This window comes from Pantoea sp. PNA 03-3 (assembly GCF_003201175.1).
Classification (GTDB): Bacteria; Pseudomonadota; Gammaproteobacteria; order Enterobacterales; family Enterobacteriaceae; genus Pantoea; species Pantoea stewartii.
In genome coordinates this window covers 593,321-612,454 of sequence record NZ_QICO01000003.1, presented here as the reverse complement: position 1 = coordinate 612,454, position 19,134 = coordinate 593,321, and the positions used below count along the sequence as shown (strand labels likewise).

At 56.1% G+C, this 19,134-nt stretch carries 14 protein-coding genes and 1 tRNA gene; 2 read left to right on the top strand and 13 right to left on the bottom strand.

Features of this window, described 5'->3' with window-relative positions; all coding sequences use genetic code 11:
• Window positions 1–124 precede the first annotated feature (124 nt).
• The 5 genes from cbl to C7433_RS12540 form a co-directional block, all read right to left on the bottom strand.
• A complete protein-coding gene (gene cbl, locus C7433_RS12560) occupies window positions 125–1,084 on the bottom strand; it encodes an HTH-type transcriptional regulator Cbl (protein WP_006119660.1) in 960 nt (319 codons plus the stop codon).
• A gap of 203 nt (window positions 1,085–1,287) precedes the next feature.
• The gene (gene nac / locus C7433_RS12555) at window positions 1,288–2,205 is read right to left on the bottom strand and encodes a nitrogen assimilation transcriptional regulator NAC (RefSeq protein WP_006119661.1); all 918 of its coding nucleotides are present in this window, start codon (window positions 2,203–2,205) and stop codon (window positions 1,288–1,290) included.
• Window positions 2,206–2,808: 603 nt separating this feature from the next.
• A complete protein-coding gene (locus C7433_RS12550) occupies window positions 2,809–3,834 on the bottom strand; it encodes an ABC transporter permease (RefSeq protein WP_369974382.1) in 1,026 nt (341 codons plus the stop codon).
• A gap of 23 nt (window positions 3,835–3,857) precedes the next feature.
• On the bottom strand, window positions 3,858–5,342 hold the full coding sequence (locus tag C7433_RS12545; RefSeq protein WP_033740365.1) for a sugar ABC transporter ATP-binding protein: 1,485 nt from the start codon (window positions 5,340–5,342) through the stop codon (window positions 3,858–3,860).
• A 31-nt stretch (window positions 5,343–5,373) separates the two neighbouring features.
• Window positions 5,374–6,297 carry a sugar ABC transporter substrate-binding protein gene (locus tag C7433_RS12540; protein ID WP_033740368.1) on the bottom strand — a complete coding sequence of 308 codons (924 nt, stop codon included), beginning with the start codon at window positions 6,295–6,297 and terminating at the stop codon, window positions 5,374–5,376.
• A gap of 504 nt (window positions 6,298–6,801) precedes the next feature.
• On the opposite strand from C7433_RS12540, the gene C7433_RS12535 reads away from it, so the two are divergent.
• Window positions 6,802–6,877 (top strand) — tRNA-Asn (locus C7433_RS12535).
• 290 nt (window positions 6,878–7,167) lie between these two features.
• Here the strand turns inward: C7433_RS12535 and C7433_RS12530 are convergent.
• On the bottom strand, window positions 7,168–8,295 hold the full coding sequence (locus tag C7433_RS12530) for a hybrid-cluster NAD(P)-dependent oxidoreductase (RefSeq protein WP_110268332.1): 1,128 nt from the start codon (window positions 8,293–8,295) through the stop codon (window positions 7,168–7,170).
• 361 nt (window positions 8,296–8,656) lie between these two features.
• Here C7433_RS12530 and C7433_RS12525 point away from each other — a divergent pair, with 361 nt between their 5' ends.
• Entirely contained in the window at window positions 8,657–9,922 is a 1,266-nt protein-coding gene (locus C7433_RS12525; RefSeq protein ID WP_110268283.1) for an aromatic ring-hydroxylating dioxygenase subunit alpha, read from the top strand.
• Window positions 9,923–9,970: 48 nt separating this feature from the next.
• Here the strand turns inward: C7433_RS12525 and C7433_RS12520 are convergent, their stop codons facing one another.
• The 7 genes from C7433_RS12520 to C7433_RS12490 all read right to left on the bottom strand — a co-directional run bounded on the left by C7433_RS12520 (window position 9,971) and on the right by C7433_RS12490 (window position 19,074).
• Window positions 9,971–10,762: an electron transfer flavoprotein subunit beta gene (locus C7433_RS12520; protein ID WP_033740372.1), complete on the bottom strand. Its 792-nt coding sequence runs from the start codon at window positions 10,760–10,762 to the stop codon at window positions 9,971–9,973.
• Window positions 10,752–11,990, bottom strand: a complete 1,239-nt coding sequence (locus C7433_RS12515; protein WP_110268282.1) for an electron transfer flavoprotein subunit alpha/FixB family protein — start codon at window positions 11,988–11,990, stop codon at window positions 10,752–10,754. Before C7433_RS12515 ends, C7433_RS12520 begins: the two co-directional genes overlap by 11 nt.
• Entirely contained in the window at window positions 11,990–13,948 is a 1,959-nt protein-coding gene (locus tag C7433_RS12510; protein ID WP_110268281.1) for a (Fe-S)-binding protein, read from the bottom strand. The genes C7433_RS12515 and C7433_RS12510 overlap by 1 nt, the downstream gene beginning before the upstream one ends.
• A gap of 65 nt (window positions 13,949–14,013) precedes the next feature.
• Window positions 14,014–16,077, bottom strand: coding sequence for a dimethylglycine demethylation protein DgcA (gene dgcA / locus C7433_RS12505; protein ID WP_039338060.1), 2,064 nt, complete (start codon window positions 16,075–16,077; stop codon window positions 14,014–14,016).
• A gap of 93 nt (window positions 16,078–16,170) precedes the next feature.
• Entirely contained in the window at window positions 16,171–16,698 is a 528-nt protein-coding gene (locus C7433_RS12500; RefSeq protein ID WP_033740376.1) for a DUF5943 domain-containing protein, read from the bottom strand.
• Between the two features lie 38 nt (window positions 16,699–16,736).
• Complete coding sequence (locus C7433_RS12495; protein WP_033740378.1) at window positions 16,737–17,714, bottom strand: dipeptidase; 978 nt, start codon at window positions 17,712–17,714, stop codon at window positions 16,737–16,739.
• Window positions 17,715–17,925: 211 nt separating this feature from the next.
• Window positions 17,926–19,074: a GlxA family transcriptional regulator gene (locus C7433_RS12490; RefSeq protein WP_033740379.1), complete on the bottom strand. Its 1,149-nt coding sequence runs from the start codon at window positions 19,072–19,074 to the stop codon at window positions 17,926–17,928.
• Window positions 19,075–19,134 lie beyond the last annotated feature (60 nt).

Below are 19,134 nucleotides of genomic sequence, written 5' to 3'. Positions count from 1 at the left end.
TTCAGTTCTCTTCACTTTATCGGTTGGGGGAAGCGCAGGATGTTGTTATTGGCAGCCAGAAAGCGTTCGCTATGGCGAATGACGGCCGAAAAAAAATTTTATGCCGTCAGGGCGCAACGCGGAGTCAGATTTGAAAGTCGATTACGGGCTCATCATCGCCTGCCGTAGAGAGCGCCTGCGCTTTAATCTCTTCAAGCGACAGATTCGCGTTGCACAGCTCAAGGAACTGCCAGACGTAATTGCGCTGCAGTTGTCCCCGTTTCAGGCCCAGCCAGACGGTGTTGGCGTCGAACAGGTGAGTGGCATCCAGCCGGACCAGCTCTCCGCCCGGCTCCTTTTCACAGGCCTGATCGGCCAGAATACCGACGCCCAGCCCGAGTTTGACATAGGTGCGCACCACATCGGAATCCTGAGCGCTGAGCACGATATCCGGCTTTAAGCCGGCGCGCTGAAACGCGCTGTCCACCCGGGAGCGGCCGGTAATGCCCTGCCGGTAGGTAATTAACGGATGCTGACTGAGAGCATTCAGTGAGACCGGCTGCTGTTGTGCCAGTTCATGATCGCGCGGAACCAGCAGTGCATGATGCCAGCTGAACCAGGGAAACGCGGCCAGGCTGTTATTATTCGCCAGCATTTCACTGGCAATCCCGACATCCACCTCACCGGCCAGTAGCATATTCACAATTTCCTGCGGCGATCCCTGATTAAGTTCAAGCCGGACATTAGGATAAAGCTGGCGAAAGGACTTGATGACCGGCGGCAGGCTGTACCGGGCCTGCGTGTGTGTGGTGGCGATAGAGAGAATGCCGCTGGATTCGTTCGTGAAGACATCGGCCAGGCGACGCACTTTACCGGCTTCATCAAGAATGCGTTCGGCGATGGTAAGCAGCGCCTTGCCCGGCTCCGTCATACCAAGCAGGCGCTTGCCACGGCGGACAAAGATTTCGACGCCAAGCTCATCCTCCAGATCGCGAATATGACGGCTGACGCCTGATTGCGAGGTAAACAGCGTGCTGGCGACCTCCGTGAGGTTGAACTCCCGCCGCGCGGCTTCGCGAATAATTTTAAGTTGCTGGAAATTCAAAATATTTACCTCTCTTTACGCAATCTGATCATTCGATAATAAAAACGCTTATCGATAACCTGAAATAATAAAAAAGATTTATTTATGCGTTTGAAGCATATAGAAGGCGGCAGGACGCACAGAGAGGACAGCCTGGAAGAGGAGAAAAGGCAGCGGCGCGGTTTTACGCGCCCTGCTTGAGAGGGATAAACAGAACGCTGTGTTTAGCTGACCAGCGTGAGTTCGCGTTTTTCAGTCAGTGGCTTGTTGAGCAGCGACAGCAGAATATTTTTAACGGCCTGTGCGGGTGGCGATAACGGCAAGCGGTGTGAAAGATTCAGTGACAGGGGCAGGCTGATGGTCGGGCTGGTGATCCGCGCCATCCAGGCCTGGGTTGAACCAACCAGCGCTCTGGCCGCCGATTCAGGCAACACGGTCACGCCCATCCCGCTGGATATTGCGGCGGTGAGCGTCGAAAGCGATTCGATCTCGCCAATAATGCGCGCGCTCAGGCGGCGCAGTGAGAAAGCCTCATCAACCCGCTGGCGCACGGCGCTGTAATCACGCGGCAGAAACAGGCTCATCTGGGCTACCTCGGCCAGATCGACGTTGGCGCCAGGGCAGGCGGTTGCGCCGACCAGATAGAGATCTTCTTTCAGCAGGGGCACGCTGTTGATGCCCGCCGTGGGGGCGCGGTCATACAGCACCGCCATATCCAGTTGCCCGCTGATGATGTTGTCATTCAACGCACTGCTGCTGTTTTCATGCAGGTAAATCATGATATCCGGGTACTGTTCCCGTACGGTTTGCAGAAGCGGCATAGTTAACGCGGATGCCGCCGTGCCCGGTGCCAGACCGATTGACACCTGCCCCTCCACCACCTGACCGGCATTCATCACCGCAGACTGGGCCAGCTCACACTGCCGCAGAATGACACGTGCATGGCTGTAAAGCAGTTTACCGGCTTCGGTCGGTGTGACGCCGCGTTTGGTCCGGTTCAGAAGCTGCTGTTCCAGCTCGCCTTCCAGCGTAGCAACCTGCTGGCTCAATGCAGGCTGAGCAATATGCAGCACTTCTGCTGCCTGTGTCAGGCTACCGATATCGACGATTTTCACAAAGTATTTCAGCCGTCTTAAGTTCATCTTGCCTCCGTCGCTACGTCAAGGTGTCTGGCTGGTCGCTACTCACCAGCCTGCATAAGAGGGAATTGCAAGATGCAGACCAGGTTTATTCAGTTTGCAAAATATCTTTGAAAATTTTTCTAACAGTCGGATAAAAAAGCGTTTCCTGTTACCTCTAAAGAGGTAATCCTGGACGACTGCCAGACCTGCTTTTCCCATTCATGTCGCCCTGCACCGCAATAGTGCGCAACATGACAGACCAGCGTGCAGGGATGGTTAACAGGCAATCTTCATCGAGGATGAGGCTTGATGACCGGGAAATCCCCCCACCTCTCCGGGGCAGGGTTTATCCGTAAAAGGCGGGAAACGTAACAGGTTTAGCAGACCGCCGGGGCGGCGTTATCACGGCCCGGCAGACGTGCAAAGACGCATTAGTTAAAAGGAATAACCGAAACGTTTACTACCCTGTTTTTTCTTTTAACAGGATCGCGAAAGGGGACGACGCAAACGCATTTGTGATGTAGCAAGGCGGCGGTGGCGCTTAGTCCCGGGCGCAGGGTGAACGATGTGACCGGGATAAGCGCCTGCCGCCAGCGCCGTTACAGCGCCAGGGCGGCAGCGTATTCAGCGTTTGGCACGGTTGCGTCGCATATCGATGGTCACTGCGGCGACGATGATGATGCCTTTGATGATATCCTGGATGTACGCATCTACCCCGACAAACGTAAAGCCGCTTTTAATCAGTCCCAGTATCACCGCGCCTATCAGCGTGCCGGTAATGCGCCCTACGCCGCCCATCAGGCTGCTGCCGCCGATAACCGCCGCGGCAATCGCATCCAGCTCATAGCCCACGCCCATGCTAGACTGGCCGCTACTGACGCGCGCCGCCAGTACCACGCCCGCCAGGCCGGACAACGCGCCTGCGATGGTATAGACAATAATCAGGTATTTATTGACGTTGATACCGGACACTTTGGCCGAGGTCATATTACCGCCGATGGCGTACACGTATTTGCCGTAGCGGGTATGTTTCAGTGCGATGTGGAACACCAGCGCAACCACCAGGAAGATAATGACCGGCATTGCGCCCTGGCCAATCGAGGTGAACCCGTCAGAGAGGAAACTGATAGGGTTACCCTGGGTGTAATACTGTGCCAGTCCACGGGCCGACACCATCATGCCCAGCGTGGCAATAAACGGGGGAATACCGGTACGGGTAATTAATACGCCGTTAATCAGACCGCACAATAACCCTACCCCAATGCCGGCCCCAATCGGCACCACCGCGGGCATGTTCACCAGTGACGGAAACATCGGGGTCAGCGTATCTGAAGTTTGCGCCAGACTGGCGGCTACCACGGCAGTGAGCGCGATAACCGACCCGGAGGACAGATCGATACCGGTGGTAATAATGACCTGAGTCACGCCCACAGCAATGATGCCGATAATGGCAACCTGCAGGACGATAAGTATCAGACGATTGGTGTTCATCAAAAAGGACTGATCGCGCACATACCAGCCAAACATTTCGAAAATCAACGCAATGCCGACCATCACGACAAAAATGCCGGTATCTTTTGGCAGTTTCTGACGTAAATGCGCAAAAAAAGAGGGTTGATGCTGAGGAGCCTGCGTGGCCGTTGCTTTCATATTACTCATCGTGGTTTCGCGCCTCATTCGGATGCTAACGACAAAATAGTTTCCTGATCGGCCTCGTCTTTATCGAGGATGCCGGTAATGCGCCCACCATGCATCACCATGATACGGTCACTCATGCCCAGAATTTCCGGCAGCTCTGACGACACCATAATGATGGCAACTCCACGGTTGGCCAGTTCACTGATCAAACGGTAAATCTCTGCTTTCGCCCCGACGTCAATTCCACGGGTCGGCTCATCAAGAATCAGGATTTTGGGTTGAGCCAGCAGCCAGCGGGCAATCAGGACTTTCTGCTGATTCCCTCCGCTCAGGTTATTAATGATTTGGTCCATGGTGGGGGTTTTGATATTCAGACGGCGGATCTGATCCATGCAGTCCTGAGCCATTTTCACATGACTGACAAAACCGCCTTTACCGCTGTATTCAGGCATGTTGACGATGCTCATGTTCTCTAACACCGACAATACCAAAAACAACCCGGACTTCTTGCGATCTTCTGTCAGAAACGCCATTCCTTTTTCGATGGCGACCGACGGCGAATCAATAGCGACCGGCACACCATCAATCAGGATTTCGCCGCTGTCGAAAGGCACCATGCCAAACAGGCTTTCCATCACTTCACTGCGTCCGGCACCGACCAGACCCGCCACACCGAGAATTTCCCCACGGCGCACGCCAAAGCTGACGTCGGAAAAGCGGTCCTGACAACTCAGGTGACGAACGGTGAGCACCTCTTCCCCAATCGCATTATTGAATTTCGGGAACAGCTGCGTCAGCTCACGTCCGACCATTTTGGTAATCAGCGACTGACGCGTGAATGCGCTGGTACTGTCGCTGCCCACCCAGCTGCCATCGCGGAACACGCTGATTTCATCCGTAATGGCGAAGATCTCATCCATTTTGTGACTGATATAAACGATGGCTTTGCCCTGCTCGCGCAGATCACGAATGATGGTAAACAGATGGGCGACCTCGGTTTCCGTCAGGGCGGAGGTAGGCTCGTCCATGATCACAATGTCCGAGTTCCAGGACACCGCTTTGGCGATCTCCACCATCTGCTGTGACGCAATACTGAGTTCGCCCACCAGCCGATCGGCTTTCAGTCTGATGTTCAGGCGGCTTAACAACTGCTGGGTTTCTTCATTCAGTCGGGCGTGATCGACAAAACCAAACTTCACCGGCTCCCGTCCCAGCCAGATATTCTCTGCGACGGTCATATGCGGCACCAGGTTGAGTTCCTGATGAATCATGGAAATACCGGAACGTAACGCATCCATGGTGTCCCTGAACTGCACTGGCTCCCCTTTAATTTTAATGGAGCCCTGATCGGGACGGTACATCCCGATCAGGCATTTCATTAAAGTGGATTTGCCCGCGCCATTTTCACCCATCAACGCATGTACCGTTCCCGGACGCACACGTAACGACACATTATCCAGTGCCTTCACGCCCGGAAAGAACTTGCTGATGCCTTCGGCTTCAAGCGCAAACGCGGTCATACATCACCTCCGTTCCACAGGTTCAGGACGTTTATTTTTGGTTCATGCTGGTGTATTTGGTGTAGTTGTCTTTGGTGATCAGCTGGAACGGGATATCGACGATCTTTTGCACTTTCTCACCTTTGACGAGCTTAACCGCCGTTTGAACGGCACCTTCACCCTGTCCTTTTGCGTCCTGGAACACGCTGGCGACCATTTTGCCGTTCTTAATCATCTGCAGCGCATCGGGGGTACCATCGACACCGGCGACCAGAATATGTTTATCGTTTTTACCCAGCGCCTGAATGGCACCGATGGCCATTTCGTCGTTGTTTGACGCGATGGCGTTGATATCGTCTCCGGCGGTCATCCAGTTACTCACGACGTCCACCGCATCGTTACGGCTAAATTTCGCCGTTTGCTTTTGTACCACTTTAATATTCGGGTATTTCGCCACGACCGCTTCCACCCCTTTGGTGCGCTCGCGGGTGGATTCGTTCGCCAAATCACCCAGCAAAATAGCCACGTTACCTTTTCCGTTCATGGCTTTTGCCAGCGCTTCCATCTGCAGACGGCCCGCCAGTTCGGAGTCAGAACCCACAAACGCCATCTTGTCACCCAACTGCGCCTGGGGTTTGCGGTTGACGAACACCAGCGCCACACCCGCCTTAGATGCCTGATCGATAATCGGTTTCACCGCGTCGGTGTCCACCGGGTTAACAATAATGGCGTCGACGCCCTGACCAATAAAGTTTTGTACCTGCTGAAGTTGCTGCGCGACATCGCCTTTGGCATCTTCAATTTGGCCTTTTACGTCATCCTTTTTCATCTCATTTTGTATAGCATTACGCACAATGGTCAGGAAGTTATCGTCAAACATCGCCATCGAAACCCCCACGGAAATATCTTTCGCCATCGCAGCGGCGGGCAACATGCAGGCTAACAGTGAAGCAACAATCGTTTTTTTGATGTTCATAGGGACCCTTCTTATTTGTTAACTTGCTAGCGACTGACCTGTTGAATGAAAAATATTTTTTACATTCATACCGCCTCGCTGGCGTTTTTAATGGAAAATTTGAGGTAAGACGACTACGTTGACGCTTTTCTGACACCCCCCACCACTTTTCTTATCTTCATGATTTCCATAAACATGCGCTACAGGCGACGCGGACACATCTCAGAACATTCCATTTTGTCGCCGTAAACAGTTTATTTATTCCATAAATTACGTTTTTGAAATTTTTATCATAAAAGCACTGAAACAAGTGTTTTGATATCGTCAAATAACAAAAATTTGACATGCGTCTAACATCTACCTGGAAATGGGTTTAAAGTGAGATCCTGTTAGCAGTTTGAAAAGCAAGCGAATGCGTCAGTTCTTCGCCAATGCGCTGCTTTTACACGCACTTGAACGCAAACCGTTAAAGAGTGCTTTGACATCCCGTACTGACGCCGCTACTATTCGCCCCGTTCCAACAATTCCTCTGTAGTTCAGTCGGTAGAACGGCGGACTGTTAATCCGTATGTCACTGGTTCGAGTCCAGTCAGAGGAGCCAGATCGAGAAAAGCCCGCTCAGGGAAACCTGAGCGGGCTTTTTGTTTGGTGCGCTTTTGTGAACGCTTGCAGGACATATGTCCCGTTCGACGGCCCTTACGCGGGAGCGAGGCGTCGATGCAGAGTGAGGACGGCCAGCAAGAAAGAGAATAAGCCCTGTCACCGGCGCTGTATCTGTTTATCCGCTGCGGTGAACGGCGCTTTACCCCCGTTCAGGCTGCGTCACCGTTGCGCACTGCACAGCAAACGTGCTCGCGCTGAGCGTGCGCCAGACGGCGATGCGGATCGTTATTAAAATTCAACGATGATATTGTTCTTTGGAATGCTGCAGCACGACAGAATGTAGCCCTCTTCCACATCCTCATCGGTGATGCCGCCGTTGTGGTTCATCTCGACGTCGCCGTCCAGGCACTTCACCTTACAGGTGCCGCAGATACCCATGCCGCACGCTTTTGGAATATGCAGTCCCAGTTTGGCCGCGGCGGCGTGCACGGTTTCGCCGGGGGCGATTCTGACGCTCTTGTCGCTTTGGGTGAATGCCACGCTAAGCAGTTCTGAACTGCACAGCGCGTCGGCCATTTCAGCGGCCTCTTCGGCCTCCTGTTCGACCTGCTCCTGCACGACCTCTGGTGTAGCACCAAACGACTCTTCGTGATAGCGCGTCATGTCATAACCGACTTCCTGTAACAACGTTTTAATCGCACGCATGTACGGCGTCGGGCCACAGCAGAAAATCTCGCGGTCCTTGAAATCCGCAGCAATCATTTGCAGCATCGCCAAATTGAGGAAACCGCTGAAGCCGGACCAGCACTGGCCCGATTCGTACCGCTCACAGATGATGCTCAGTCTGAAATTGGGGATGCGCGCCGTCATGTTTTCCAGATCGCGTCGGAAAATAATGTCTTCCGGCGTTCGTGCGCTGTGCACAAACACCATGTCCACATCCGCATTGGTATCAAAATACCAGCGCGCCATCGACATCATGGGCGTAATGCCCACGCCGCCAGAGAGGTACAGCACCTTGTTGCTGGGATAGTCGATGCAGTTGAACTGCCCTACCGGACCATGTACTGCCAGATTCATGCCCTCGCGCAGTGTGGCATGTAACCAGTTCGAGACCACGCCGCCCGGCACCTGTTTTACCGAAATGGAGAAGCTGTAAGGCACAGAGGGCGAACTGGAGATGGTATAGGAGCGGAAAACCGTTTCATTCTCGATCAGCAGTTCCAGCGTGACAAACTGCCCCGGTTTGAAAAAGAACATTACCGGCTGCTCTGCCATAAAGCAGAAGGTTTTCACGTCATGGGTTTCCTGTATCACCTTCACACAGCGCACCGCATGGCGGCCATTGGTCCAGGTTTGTGTTGTGACAGGCTCAAAAGCATTGGTATTCAGTACGGTGATATTTCGGTCTGACATACGTTTCATTCCCATCAGAAGTGGAGAGTTCAATTGCCTGTCTGACTGGCGACATCGCAACAGGCTTTTGAGCCGGTAAGCCTGATTTTCCGTTTAACCCTGTTTCAGCATTTAGTTATTCGCGACACGGAAATGCTTAAAAAAACCGTCCCGCTAAGAAATTTCGCGCGCACGTCTTTAACAGAGGGGATGGATGTCGCTGGCAGAACATTCGCGTGCGCGTAACCCGTGCAGCATGGACGTCACCCTTAGCCGTTACGCGTGTATCAACGTCTGGCCTGACGGAAAATTTGGGTGGTTGGCATCCTGTTACGCCTGGAAAGGCGCAAAACACTCTCCTTAACCGCGCGGGAAGATCACTATGAGCCATAACGATCTGCTGAATATCACCTGTACAAGCCTTGTCGATGCGAACGACCGCATACGCGATTTGCTCGAAAAGCGTCAGCCCAACTACTCGCTGCCGCAGGCGCTTTATAACGACCCGACTCTGTTTCGCATTGATATGGAGGCGATCTTTCAGAAAGAGTGGCTGTTTGCGGGAATGAGCAGTGAAATCCCGAAAAAAGGGGACTACTTCACCCTTGAGGTGGGTCAGAACCCGGTGCTGGTCTTGCGGGACGCGGAAGGTAACATTAACGCCTTTCATAATACCTGCCGTCATCGCGGCTCCCGACTCTGCTCAAAAGAGCGTGGCAAAGTAGCGAACCTGGTGTGTCCCTATCATCAGTGGACCTACGACCTGAAAGGCAATCTGTTATTTGCCGGCTCGGAAATGAATCAGGCATTTGATATGAAGCAGCACGGGCTGAAAAAGGCGCACTGCAAAACCGCCGGCGGCTTTATTTTTGTCTGTCTGGCTGATGCGACGCCACAGTCTGACTTTGACGCCTTTCTGGCCACCCTGGACGAATACATGGCGCCCTATGACGTGGAAAACACCAAACTGGCGGCAGAATCGCACATGTACGAAAAAGCGAACTGGAAACTGGTGCTGGAGAATAATCGCGAGTGCTATCACTGCGCCGGAAGTCATCCTGAACTGCTGAACAGCCTGCTGGAGTGGGACGATACCAACGATCCGCGCGCGCCGCAGAGCTTCCACGATTACTACAATAAACAGGCCGCACGCTGGGACGAACAGGGAATTCCCCATCGCCACCAGAGCTTTGGCCTGCGTAACCGCATCGTGCGGATGCCGCTGAAAGAGGGCACGAAGGCGATGACCATAGATGGTCGCGAAGGCTGCACCAGACTCATGGGGCGCTTTTTGAGTCACGATCAGGGTTCCATGCGCATCCTGCACCTGCCGAACTCCTGGAACCACATGCAGAGCGATCACTTTATTGTGTTCCGCGTGTTGCCCCTCTCGGCGCAGGAAACGATGGTCACCACCAAATGGTTTGTGCATAAAGACGCGGTGGCGGGTGAAGATTTTGATCCCGAGAAACTGCGTGCCGTCTGGGATGCGACCAATGAGCAGGATCGCGTTCTGGGGGAAGAAAACCAGCGTGGGATTAACTCTGTCGGCTATCAACCGGGCCCTTATTCGGAAACCTATGAGTTCGGCGTGATTAACTTTATCGACTGGTACAGCGAAACCATCCTCAAAAACGTGAAAGGCTGATGATATTCCTGCCTGGCGAGGATCAAGCCAGGCAGGATCAGCGTTGCCCTAGCGAATCACTCCCTCCTCCAGCAGCAGATCAAAGACCGCCTGCGCCATTTCCTCTACCGGTTTATTTTGCAGAACCTTTCCGCCGTCGCTCTGTGATTTGGCGGTTGCCGCTTTAAAGCGGTCAGCAGCCGTTTTGGCTTTGATCTTTTTGAGACGCTTCGGCCGTTTGACCGCCGGGGCAATCTGCCATTCCGCTCTTGCCGCATCCCGCACCTCAATGCCCGGCTGCGCCATAATCGTCGCCCGGCTTGCCGGACCAAAGGCGACCTGACGCGGTGCGCAGGCGGCCATGTCGACGCTGGCGATAAACGGCAGCGCAATGCGTAGCAACCGGCGCTGTCCCCGCGGCAGTGCCTGTAATACTTCGGCATCGGTGCCGTTCAGGCTGACGATTTCCGCCACGCCGACCACCACCGGCATCGCCAGCGCTTCCGCCAGCAGAAAAGGCAGCATACCGGACGACTCACCCCGCTCCGACCGGCCGCCGGTCAGGATCACGTCCGGCTGATCCTGACTAAGGTAATGGCTCAATACCGCCACCGCGTCGCCCTGTTCGTCCATGGCGAGCACGCGCAGCGCCTCCACGCCCATTCCGGCATAGCTGCGCAGCGCCGCATCATGCGGATCGCCCGCATGCAGGACTTCCAGGGTGTCCTGCGCCAGCGTCAGCCCAAGCTCTACCGCGCGGGCGTCCTGTTCCGCCCGACGGGCGCGTCCGGATTCCGGATGCCTGCCCACCGACACCAGCGCGGTGATACGGCAGCCGCTGTGTTGCACATTATGCTGCATGATGTAACTCCTCTTTGCGCCAGTCACGCACCCGCCGTGCCAGCGCTGCCAGAACCTCATCACTGTCGGCAATCACGCTGAGCGAGGCGCGGCTGACCATATCACAGCCGGGGTCGGTATTAATGGCAATCACCCGGTCACACTGCGCAATGCCCTGTAAATGCTGTACCGCGCCGGAGATCCCCACCGCCACATAAACCCGTGCCGTTACCCAGGTGCCAGTGGCCCCTACCTGACGGAAACGCGGCATATGACCGCTGTCCACCACGACACGGCTTGCGCCTTCGGTGGCCCCGAGAAGCGCGGCCGTGGCATGAAACTGTTCCCAGTTGCCGATGCCATTACCTGCCGACAGAATGAATTCCGCTTCGCCCAGCGGCACCGCAGCCGGATCGACCGGTATCAGGCCGCAGTCCTCAATACGTTTTGTCCGGATACTCAATGGCCCGATGCTGACCGGCAAGACCTCATGCCGGGTGTCGTCGATCGGTTCGGCGCACTCCTCCGCCAGCAACATCACGCGCGCAAGCGGTCGGGTAATATCCGCGCTGCCGCCTGCGGCACGGCTGATGCAGGTTTCCCCGGTTACGCGCCAGACCTGGGTTGCGGGCCGTTCGCCCGTGCGGGCGGCAAACCGGCAGCCAAGTTCGAAGCCGCCCGCGACGCTGTCCGGGAACAGCCAGAAACGCGGTGCCCACTCTTTTTCAACCGCCATCAGTGCATGAATGCGCTGCTCCGGGCGGTAGCCGGTATAGTGCTCGCCGCTGAGATGCAGCAGGCGATCCACACCGGCCGTCGCAAAGTCCCCTTCACGATGCTCGCCAAACACCACGGCCATCACCACGCCAGCGCCACCAGCATGCTGGATCAGCTGATGAGCCTGGCCCAGGATATCGCGATCGTGGCGGGTAAGGCGTCCGCCGGACATGTCGAGCACCACGGCCACGCAGTAATCGGGCTGCTCCACACGATAAAGCGGCCGTTCGACCGGATGATCAGCCCCGGCCAGACGCCGGCTGGCGAGCTGCACGCAGGCATTACCGTTCTCGCGGTCAATGCGCCTGAGGCCAGTCGGGCCGGTAAAGCCTACGACGTGTGGGTTTTTGCGCAGCAACCCTGACGGGCCGCGGCTCTCCGGCGGCGGCTGACACCGCTCCGCATGGTCGGGATGCAGGCGGTTGCGGCTGATCCACTCAAGGCGCGGATCGCGACGTATGATCGTTTCCATCAGATAACCTCCACAGCAATTTGGCGGTCGCGGATTTTCGCGGGCAGCGGTTTTTTGGGTTCGCTCAGCGCCTCAGCCACCAGTTCGGCGATGTCTTTTACCGCCGGACGTGGCCCGACAACGCCTTCCAGCATCGCGGTACACTGCTGGCAACCGACAGCGATCAGTTCCGCCCCGGTCTCTCTGGCATCCTCCATGCGCATATCGGCGATACGGCGTTCACCAGGAATATCCGTCACCGGCGCACCGCCCCCGCCACCGCAGCAGCGGGAACGAAAGCCGGATCGGGTCATTTCAGACAGCGTGACCCCCAGCTCCGCCAGCACTTCGCGCGGAGCGGCATATTCACCGTTATAGCGGCCGAGATAACAGGGATCGTGCCAGGTCACCTTGCCGCCCTTGTAATCCTTCAGGTCCAGGAGCTGTGCCTTAACCAGTTCGTTGATGAACGTCGTGTGGTGCAGCACCTCGTAGTCGGGCTGCGTGCCAGCCGGATAGTGTTCGGGATATTCATTCTTCAGACAGTGAAAGGCATGCGGATCGGTGGTGACGATGCGGTTAAAACGATACTGTTGCAGCGTCGCAATGTTGCTTTTCGCCAGGCGCTGGAATGTAGCGTCATCGCCCAGCCGCCGCGCCACGTCGCCGCTGTCCCGTTCTTCATCGCCCAGCACTGCAAAACGCACATTGGCGGCCTTAAGAATATTGACGAAGGCGCGCAGGATACGTTGACTGCGCATATCAAACGCGCCGTCCGATACCCAGAACAGCACGTCGGTCTGTTTCACGTCGCGCATCAGCGGCAGGTTCTGGTCAGCCGCCCAGTGCGTACGGCTGCGCGGATTAAAGCCGTTCGGGTTGTCAGTGAGACTGAGGTTTTCCAGCACTGCCGCGCCCTTGCCTGGTGTTTGCCCCTTTTCCAGCGTCATAAAACGGCGCATATCGACAATGGCATCAACGTGCTCGATCATCATCGGGCACTCCTCAACGCAGGCGCGGCAGGTCGTGCAGGACCATAACGTCTCTTCTTTAATCAGCCCCCCGACGATCGGTTGATGCGGCTGGCCGCAGGCCTCACCGACGGGTACACCGGGATAAGGGCTGCCCGCAAAACGGGCATCGTTGCCGCCTGCCATGCCGATCACCATGTCCTGAATCAGCTTTTTTGGGTTTAGCGGCTGACCCGCCGCAAATGCCGGGCACATTGCTTCGCACTTACCGCACTGGACGCAGGCGTCAAATCCGAGCAGTTGATTCCATCTAAAATCCGCCGGTTTTTCGACGCCCAGCGTCGGCGCATTGAGATCGACGCTTTTGAGTCCGGTTGAACGTCCGCCGCCAAAGCGTTCCGGCCGGCGATGAAAAGCCAGATGCAGTGCGCCCGCAAAGGCATGTTTCATCGGTCCGCCCCAGGCCATGCCAAACACCATCTCACCCAGTCCCCAGATGATGCCCGCCAGCAGAAGCAGCGCCAGCGCCCAGCGTCCGGCCTCGCCAAACCGATCCGAGATCGGCAATGTGGTGATAAAGAAGGTGAACGCAAACACCAGCAGACTTTTCGGCAGCCGCATCCAGGGGCCACGCGAAAGCCGGGCGGGCGGATTCCGGCGGCGATACCAGACAAACAGCGCGCCTGTAAACATGACAACCAGCGCGGCCGCCAGTACGCCATTGACCAGTACGTTGCTGATGCGAAAGAGGTGAACCGCCAGAATCAGTAACATTGACAGGACAAAGCCACCTGCGGTCGCCACATGGGTGCGCGACATGTATTTATCGCGTGCCACGACATGATGCAGATCGACCAGATAGCGCCGTGGCATGGCCAGCAAACCGCTCAGCAGGGCCACCTTTTCAGGTTGCCCGCGCCGCCAGAGCAGCATGCGCCTGACCATACCGATGAGGGCGAGTATCACTGCGCCAAGCAGTAACCAGGGAAGTAACCGATCGAGTACCATGATGTGCCCTTACCAGACAATTTCTGCGATGTGCAGCGCGCGGGCTGCACGTCAACGACAGCGAATTACAGGTCCTTACACAGACGCAGTGCATCGTAAATCGCGGCGTGGGCATTGCGTTGCGACACGCAGTCGCCCAGGCGCCAGAGGATCATGCCGCTGCCCGGCTGCGACAACACCGGCTGCGGTTTGATGTCAAACAGCGCCTCTACATCAATCTGCCCGTTGTTGCGCGATTCGGCTTTCAGCGCGTAGTACAGCGCCTCATCAGGACGCGTGCCGTTCTCGACCACGATCTGATCGACCACCCGCTCCTCTTTCTGGCCGGTATACTCATTTTCCAGCACCGCCACCAGCTTCTCGCCTTCGCGATACACTTTCTCCAGCGCCAGATCAGCGGTCATCACGACCGCTTTTTCATACAGGCTGCGATAGTAGGTTGGGAACGTCGTGCCGCCGATGCCAATGCCGGGTTTGATGTCGCCAGTGACCAGTTCGACTAACGCGCCGCGTGCCGCCAGGAAGTCGGCGGCGGACATGCCAGAGAATTCACAGATGGCGTCGTACACCAGTACGTTTTTGCCCGGCTCCACCACGCCGTTGAGAATGTCCCAGCTGGAGACCACCCTCCCGTCGGCTGCGCCCCATTCCGGATTTTGTTCAAGGAAAGGTTGTCCACCCGTAGCGAGGATGCAGACATCCGGATTCAGGTCCCGGATCATCGCCGTATCCGCTGTCGTATCAGTCATAACGTTAACGTTAAGGCGCGCCAGCTCCATCGCTAACCAGCGCGTGATCCCCGCCATCTGGTCGCGCTGCGGCGCTTTGGCGGCAATGGTGATCTGTCCGCCCAGTTCACTGGCGCGCTCGATCAGCGTCACCTTATGACCGCGCTCGGCTGCCACGCGTGCGGCTTCCAGTCCGCCAGGCCCGCCGCCGATGACCACGACGTTGCGCACAGGGCCGTCGGTTTTGGTAATGATATGCGGCAGCCCCATGTACTCGCGCGAGGTGGCCGCGTTCTGAATACACAGCACATCCAGCCCCATATACTGACGGTCGATACAGTAGTTCGCCCCGACGCACTGACGAATCTGGTCTACCTGATTCATTTTGATTTTGGCGATAAGGTGCGGATCGGCGATGTGGGCGCGCGTCATGCCGACAAAGTCCACATAGCCCGCGGCGAGAATGCGCTGTGCCTGATTGGGATCTTTAATATTCTGCGCATGGATCACCGGCACCGAGACCACTTCTTTAATGCCTGCCGCCAGGTGCAGGAACGGCTCGGGCGGATAGCTCATGTTGGGGATCACGTTAGCCAGCGTGTTGTGGGTGTCACAGCCGGAACCGACCACACCGAAATAATCGACCAGGCCGGTTTTATCGTAGTACGCGGCAATCTGGCGCATGTCCTCATGGCTGAGGCCGTCCGGATGGAACTCATCGCCGGTGATGCGCATGCCCACCACAAAGTCCGGCCCCACCGCGTCACGCACGGCAGTCAGGACTTCAAGGCCAAAACGCATCCGTTTTTCAAAGCTGCCACCCCATTCATCCGTGCGCTTATTGACGCGCGGCGACCAGAACTGGTCGATCATATGCTGATGCACGGCCGATAACTCGACACCATCCAGACCGCCCGCTTTCGCCCGCACCGCCGCTTTGGCGAAATCGCCAATGACGCGCCAGATCTCCTCTTCCTCGATCGTTTTACAGGTGGCGCGGTGCACCGGTTCACGAATACCGGACGGCGACATCAGATTCGGCCAGTTTTCCCCATCCCAGCGTGAACGGCGACCCATATGGCTAATCTGAATCATGATTTTGCCGCCGTGCTGATGCACGGCATCGGCCAGATTCTGAAAGTGCGGAATGATACGATCAGTGCTCAGGTTGACCGAGCTCCACCAGCTCTGCGGACTGTCGATGGACACCACGCTTGAGCCGCCGCAGATACAGAGGCCACATCCTCCCTTCGCTTTCTCTTCATAGTATTTCACGTAGCGATCGGTGGTCATTCCGCCATCCGTGGCGTACACCTCGGCATGGGCCGTGCTGACAATGCGGTTGCGGATAGTCAGTTTATTTATCTTCAATGGCTCAAACAGCAGATCAAACTGTGACATAGCTTCACCTTCACGTAATTCTGATAGCCCGCCGCCAGCCAGCGGTTCCTTCAGGTCATGCGTCTTACGCAGCAGGCTGCGGCGCGTGCGTGTTTAGCGCGGCGAAACGGTGAAGATGCCGTAATCACAGCCCTCTTCCGCCGCACTCTGCGTCTGCACCGCCTGCGTTCTTACGCTGTAGCCCAGGCTTTCGGCGATCTGGTCCATGGCACCGGCAAACCAGCCGGTAAACATGTAGTCCACCTTACGGTTCACTTTGCCGTACTGATACACAAACGCGGAGTGATCGAGCCGGATGCGCGCGGTCCCCTGCTTCAGGTCCAGCGACTCGGTGGTAAAAAAGCCCCAGCCGCGCTGAGAAAGGCGTTTCATGTAGTGTTCAAACACCGCCTCACCCGAAAAACCGTGCAGTTCGGCCTCTTTCTGACACCAGTGCCAGGCGGATTTATAGCCCGCTTTGTAGAGGATCGCGGCATAGCGTTCTGCACCGATTTCCTCTTCGATGCCCATATGGTTATTCACAAAAAAGTGGCGCGGTACGTACAACATCGGTAACGCATCGGTGGTCCAGACGCCGGTTTCATCATCGACGCTGATAGGCATTTCAGGCGCATGTGCCATGGTTTAACCTCACGTGTTCACAGGAATGGGTAACGGATTTACTCGTTCCAGACATTGGCCAGCAGATTGAGCCAGTTTTCGCCCATAAATTTACGCACCTGCTTTTCGGTGAAGCCGTGACGTAACAAGGCGGCGGTTAAATTCGGGAATTCGCCCAAAGTACGAATGCCCTCCGGGTTGATGATCTTGCCGAAGTCCGTTAACTGGCGGGCGTAGCCTTTATCGTGAGTCAGCCATTCGAAAAATGCCTGGCCATGTCCCTGGGTGAAATCGGTGCCAATGCCGATTTGGTCTTCCCCGACCCGGTTAAAGATGTAGTCGATGGCTTCGACATAATCCTCGATGGTGGAGTGAATACCGTTCTTTAAAAACGGGGTAAACATGGTGACGCCAACAAAGCCGCCGTGATCGGCAATAAACTTCAACTCTTCATCCGATTTATTGCGCGGGTGATCTTTCAGACCTGACGGCAGGCAGTGTGAGTAGCACACCGGTTTTTTCGAGGCGAGGATCACCTCTTTCGAGGTTTGCGCGCCGACGTGCGACAGGTCGCACAGCATGCCGACGCGGTTCATTTCCGCCACGACTTCATGGCCGTAGCCCGAGAGTCCGCCGTCACGCTCATAGCAGCCGGTGCCGACCAGGTTCTGCGTGTTATAGGCCATCTGCACCACACCGACACCCAGTTCTTTAAACACCTGGATATAGCCAAGCTGGTCTTCAAACGCATGGGCGTTCTGGAAGCCCAGCAGAATCCCGGTTTTGCCTTCGTCCTTAGCGCGGCGGATATCGCGCGTCGTGGTGACTTTGGTGACCAGATCGGCGTTTTGCGCAATCAGGTGATTCATCTCGACGATGTTATTCACCGTGCTCTGGAAGCCCTCCCACACGGATACCGTGCAGTTGGCCGCGGTGAGTCCGCCGCGGCGCATATCTTCAAACAGCGCTCTGTCCCACTTCGCAATGACCAACCCATCAATGACAATCGCAGAATCATGCAATTCAGTCGCGTTCATATCTTCCTCTCTGGTTTACGTCATAACCGGATGCGGCCTGATGAAAACAGAATAGGGTTTACGCGCGGGCAGAATTGTTCTGAAAACGTCACTTGCCTGACCGCTGGCGCAGATCAGGGCACAGAAAAACGGCAATACGTTGCGGGACCCGAAGCAAAAAACAGCCCCGAAAGGCTGTTTTTTGCTGACGCAGTGATGGGTAAGACAGGCGTCAGAGATTGCCCGGCAGCGTGACGGAGCCAAAGGTGGGTTCAAACCGCGCTTCGTTCAGAATACGCAGGGAGGTGGAGACGGTGCTTTCCTGCTGCCAGTTAGTCAGGCCGGGCAGGTCGGCCATGAAAAACTGCGTCAGCGTTTTGCCGCTTCCCTGGCTGTGAACGCCGCGCCGCTCTTCACGCGGCGGCACGCCAAGGTGTTCGCGATAGCATTTACTGAAGTGCGGCGTGGAAACAAAACCGCAGGCCAGCGCAATTTCAATAATCGACATGGAGGTTTGTTTTAATAACTGACGGGCGCGGAACAGACGCAGCTTTAAGTAGTAACGTGAGGGCGAACAGTGCAGATATTTCTGGAACAGCCGTTCAAGCTGTCGCCGGGACAGGCCCACGTATCCGGCCAGTTCATCCAGATCGATGGCCTCTTCGATATTGGCCTCCATCAGGGAAACGGCTTCGACCAGGCTGGGCTGGGCGGTGCCGAGCACATGGCGCAGGGGAATACGCTGGTAGTCGGACTCGTTGCGGACCCGGTCGCAGATAAACATCTCTGAAATGGCGGCGGTGAGCTGATGGCCAAAATGCCGTTGAATCATCGTCAGCATCATATCCATCGGTACAGTACCGCCACTGCTGGTCATGCGATCCTGCTCAATCACAAACAGCTGATTGGTGCAGATCACGCGGGGATAGGCTTCCTGCATGGAGGCTATGCATTCCCAGTGGGCGCTGCAGTGATAGCCATCCAGCAGCCCCGCTTCCGCCAGCAGGTACGGGCCGGTACAGATGCCACCAATCAGGATCTTACGGCGCGCCAGACTTTGCAGCCAGCCAATCTGTCGACTGGAATAGCTGCGGGTAATGTTGACACCGCCGACCACAATCAGGACATCCAGTGCCGGCACGTTCGCCATCGAATGGTCGGGTGTAATGGCAATCCCGTCACTGGCGACAACGGGCGCGCCCTCTTCACTGACGGTATACCAGCTGTACAGCTCCTTGCCGCTCAGCTGGTTCGCCATGCGTAAGGGTTCAACGGCGGTTGCCAGCGCGATCATGGTGAAGTTATTCACCAGCAAAAAGCCTACGCTGCGCGTTTTATTTTCAGTAGAGGAACGTTTATGAATTGCGTCTGTATCGAACATGTGCGCTGACCTCTATTAGGCTTAACAGGAACATCACCCAGGGGTATTTCACCCAACTGC

What these genes read in the sequence shown, in the direction of transcription:
- nac (WP_006119661.1), bottom strand. Translation starts at nt 2,205, where the DNA reads ATGAACTTAAGACGGCTGAAATACTTTGTGAAAATCGTCGATATCGGT.
- C7433_RS12550 (WP_369974382.1), bottom strand. Translation starts at nt 3,834, where the DNA reads ATGAAAGCAACGGCCACGCAGGCTCCTCAGCATCAACCCTCTTTTTTT.
- C7433_RS12545 (WP_033740365.1), bottom strand. Translation starts at nt 5,342, where the DNA reads ATGACCGCGTTTGCGCTTGAAGCCGAAGGCATCAGCAAGTTCTTTCCG.
- C7433_RS12540 (WP_033740368.1), bottom strand. Translation starts at nt 6,297, where the DNA reads ATGAACATCAAAAAAACGATTGTTGCTTCACTGTTAGCCTGCATGTTG.
- C7433_RS12530 (WP_110268332.1), bottom strand. Translation starts at nt 8,295, where the DNA reads ATGTCAGACCGAAATATCACCGTACTGAATACCAATGCTTTTGAGCCT.
- C7433_RS12525 (WP_110268283.1), top strand. Translation starts at nt 8,657, where the DNA reads ATGAGCCATAACGATCTGCTGAATATCACCTGTACAAGCCTTGTCGAT.
- C7433_RS12520 (WP_033740372.1), bottom strand. Translation starts at nt 10,762, where the DNA reads ATGCAGCATAATGTGCAACACAGCGGCTGCCGTATCACCGCGCTGGTG.
- C7433_RS12515 (WP_110268282.1), bottom strand. Translation starts at nt 11,990, where the DNA reads ATGGAAACGATCATACGTCGCGATCCGCGCCTTGAGTGGATCAGCCGC.
- C7433_RS12510 (WP_110268281.1), bottom strand. Translation starts at nt 13,948, where the DNA reads ATGGTACTCGATCGGTTACTTCCCTGGTTACTGCTTGGCGCAGTGATA.
- dgcA (WP_039338060.1), bottom strand. Translation starts at nt 16,077, where the DNA reads ATGTCACAGTTTGATCTGCTGTTTGAGCCATTGAAGATAAATAAACTG.
- C7433_RS12500 (WP_033740376.1), bottom strand. Translation starts at nt 16,698, where the DNA reads ATGGCACATGCGCCTGAAATGCCTATCAGCGTCGATGATGAAACCGGC.
- C7433_RS12495 (WP_033740378.1), bottom strand. Translation starts at nt 17,714, where the DNA reads ATGAACGCGACTGAATTGCATGATTCTGCGATTGTCATTGATGGGTTG.
- C7433_RS12490 (WP_033740379.1), bottom strand. Translation starts at nt 19,074, where the DNA reads ATGTTCGATACAGACGCAATTCATAAACGTTCCTCTACTGAAAATAAA.